The organism is Gelidibacter sp., assembly GCF_035515035.1.
Taxonomy (GTDB): domain Bacteria; phylum Bacteroidota; class Bacteroidia; order Flavobacteriales; family Flavobacteriaceae; genus Gelidibacter.
Genome location: NZ_DATJCA010000081.1, coordinates 1 through 2,196, shown reverse-complemented (window position 1 = coordinate 2,196; position 2,196 = coordinate 1). Strand labels below are relative to the sequence as shown.

Annotated in this window: 3 protein-coding genes; all 3 read right to left on the bottom strand. The window is 37.5% G+C overall.

Going from position 1 to position 2,196, the window contains the following annotated elements; translation table 11 throughout:
- On the bottom strand, nucleotides 1-1,341 hold a 1,341-nt coding region (locus VLZ86_RS06315; protein ID WP_325449789.1), incomplete at its 3' end, for a TraG family conjugative transposon ATPase.
- On the bottom strand, nucleotides 1,331-1,669 hold the full coding sequence (locus VLZ86_RS06310) for a DUF4133 domain-containing protein (protein WP_325449788.1): 339 nt from the start codon (nucleotides 1,667-1,669) through the stop codon (nucleotides 1,331-1,333). The genes VLZ86_RS06315 and VLZ86_RS06310, both read right to left, overlap by 11 nt.
- Before the next feature lie 36 nt (nucleotides 1,670-1,705).
- Nucleotides 1,706-2,002 (bottom strand): DUF4134 domain-containing protein, encoded by a 297-nt coding sequence (locus tag VLZ86_RS06305; RefSeq protein ID WP_325449787.1) that lies wholly within the window; start codon nucleotides 2,000-2,002, stop codon nucleotides 1,706-1,708.
- Between the last annotated feature and the right edge of the window lie 194 nt (nucleotides 2,003-2,196).

The following is a 2,196-nucleotide window of genomic DNA, read 5'->3' as shown; positions in this document are numbered from 1 at the left end:
TGATGGTCCCAATATAAATTTATTGCGATTGACAATTATTCCTTTTTCCATCGGTATATCTGAAATATCTAAATGAAGTGGTTTTCCAGTTAGTCTGTCAACCATCTTAATACCAAATGGAGAAAGCGAGGATTTATAATTGGTCTCCTGAATGAAGAAACACAATGCGTGTTCAATAAACGTATAAAAAGACTCTTCCGATGGAAAGTCTGCTGCATTACCAGGTATCCCTGCCCAAAATAGGGTAGGAGTATCTACTGTGTTGTGGCGTGGCTTGCACTCCATTAGTGCTAATTGACTACCCACATCATTTTTAATGTGCTTGAGTTCTGCTCTGTTATCCGACCAAGCCATCACATTGCAATGACATCGGATTGAGGTGAGCCCTTGACTGTGAGCTTCATTTAAATACTCTTCTATCCACTTTTTGTTTAGCTGATTGGCACGGCTGTACCTTGATAAGGAATGCATGTTCCGAGCTTGCTTTTCAAACTGTTTCAAGTTTTCTGTGTGGTTGTCTATAAAGAGATATTGATTGTAGATATGGTTGCAGGAGAGCAATACACCCACTGGTGCAGCAAATGATAAGCAGCTGTCGCTTCTATCGGTGGAGAGTCTTTCATAACGTGAATCAGTTGCTACCATTCCGGGTAGATCTTCTACATCCGACAGGGTGTGTAAGCACATTATCTGATCACCTATTTTCATCTCATTTGGTTCCAGATGAATATCTTCAAGTGTAGTTGTATTGGTTTGTGATAATGAAAAATATTTTTCAATAATGCCCGCTTTTTCTTTAGTTCCCGTAATTTCTTCTTGAGTTAACCGTGTCAAGGTAATAAATCCTGAATCGTTGATGATTCGCTCAAATTGTTCTACCGATTCCATAAACCCGGCGATATTTTCTTTCTCCTGAATATCTTTGGGAATAATATTGCCTCTGCAAAGAGTAGAGAAATTGCTTTGCGTACGGCTCTTTTCTTTGGATGTTTTAGTCAAGAAAAGATAGCAAGTGTGATTAAGAAAGGGTCGCTCATTAAAATGTTGTTCAAAACTTCGACTTAAAAAGCTTACATCTTCTTTTTGCAGGTCGGGTTGATAGTTTTCTTTGATAAACCAATCTTGCTTGTGAACAATTGAATAATTGGGAAGCACCTTTACTGCTTTATGCCATGCTGAATGTATAGCTTCATACTCATCTGCAGAAATGGTAAATATTTCAGGGAGTTCCACTTTATAAGCTACCGTAATGTCCGCATCCTTGCTAATGATGCAATCATGTTCCACCGCAAGCAGTGGAAACTTGCTTTCCAGTGTAGCTGCTTTCATTTTATTTCTCATAATTGATCCTTTCTCTCTTATCAGTGAATAAGCGGGTTACTGCTTTTCGGTTGATGATATACTTGGGATGTTTCAGGCGAGCCAATAGCTTCATTAATCCGTGTGTTCCATATTTTTCATTCATCCTGAATGTAATGTAGATGAGCAAAGAGGCAGATATTATAGCAAATCCAATACATATCCACTGGTCAATTCCCATTATGTACATGATTGCAAAAACTACAAAGATGGCTAATAGTCCACCTGCAAAAATATAGAGGTACTGACTTTTGAGTCCCTTGAACTCTACAGGGTGGTTTATGCCTTTGTTGATTGAATATTCCGCCATTTTATTTTCTCTATAATTGTTTAATAAGAGATACTCTTACAGGAAGAATGAGCGTAAAATTGTAGCAGCAACAATCAAAAAGATACAAGCTCCAAACCAACTTGCAGCTGTTTTGCCTGTATCGGGATCGCCTGAACTGAATTTGTTATAAACTTTGATACCTCCAATCAATCCCACTACTGCTCCAATAGCATAAATTAATTTGGTGCCGGGATCAAAATAAGAGGTTACCATGTTGGTAGCGTCCGTGATGCCACCAATACCATTGCCTTGTGCAAATGTGGAGAGTGCTGTGAAGAAAACAGCTGCTAGAAGATGAATTTTCCTTTTCATAATTTATCTGATTTATATTTGTTTCGGCAAATATAAATAGATTATGAATAGAGTTTTAAAAGTGGCTTAAGATGGCTGGGAATGGCTTTTGATGGCACATATGAGGGAGATATATAGATGATACACCTTCAACTTTAAAAGGAATGCTTTTATAATTTTGAGAATTAGATTAATTCAGGTATTGATTTAAACAT

Coding starts and splice junctions, on each gene's coding strand:
- VLZ86_RS06310 (WP_325449788.1), bottom strand. CDS start 1,669: ATGGCGGAATATTCAATCAACAAAGGCATAAACCACCCTGTAGAGTTC.
- VLZ86_RS06305 (WP_325449787.1), bottom strand. CDS start 2,002: ATGAAAAGGAAAATTCATCTTCTAGCAGCTGTTTTCTTCACAGCACTC.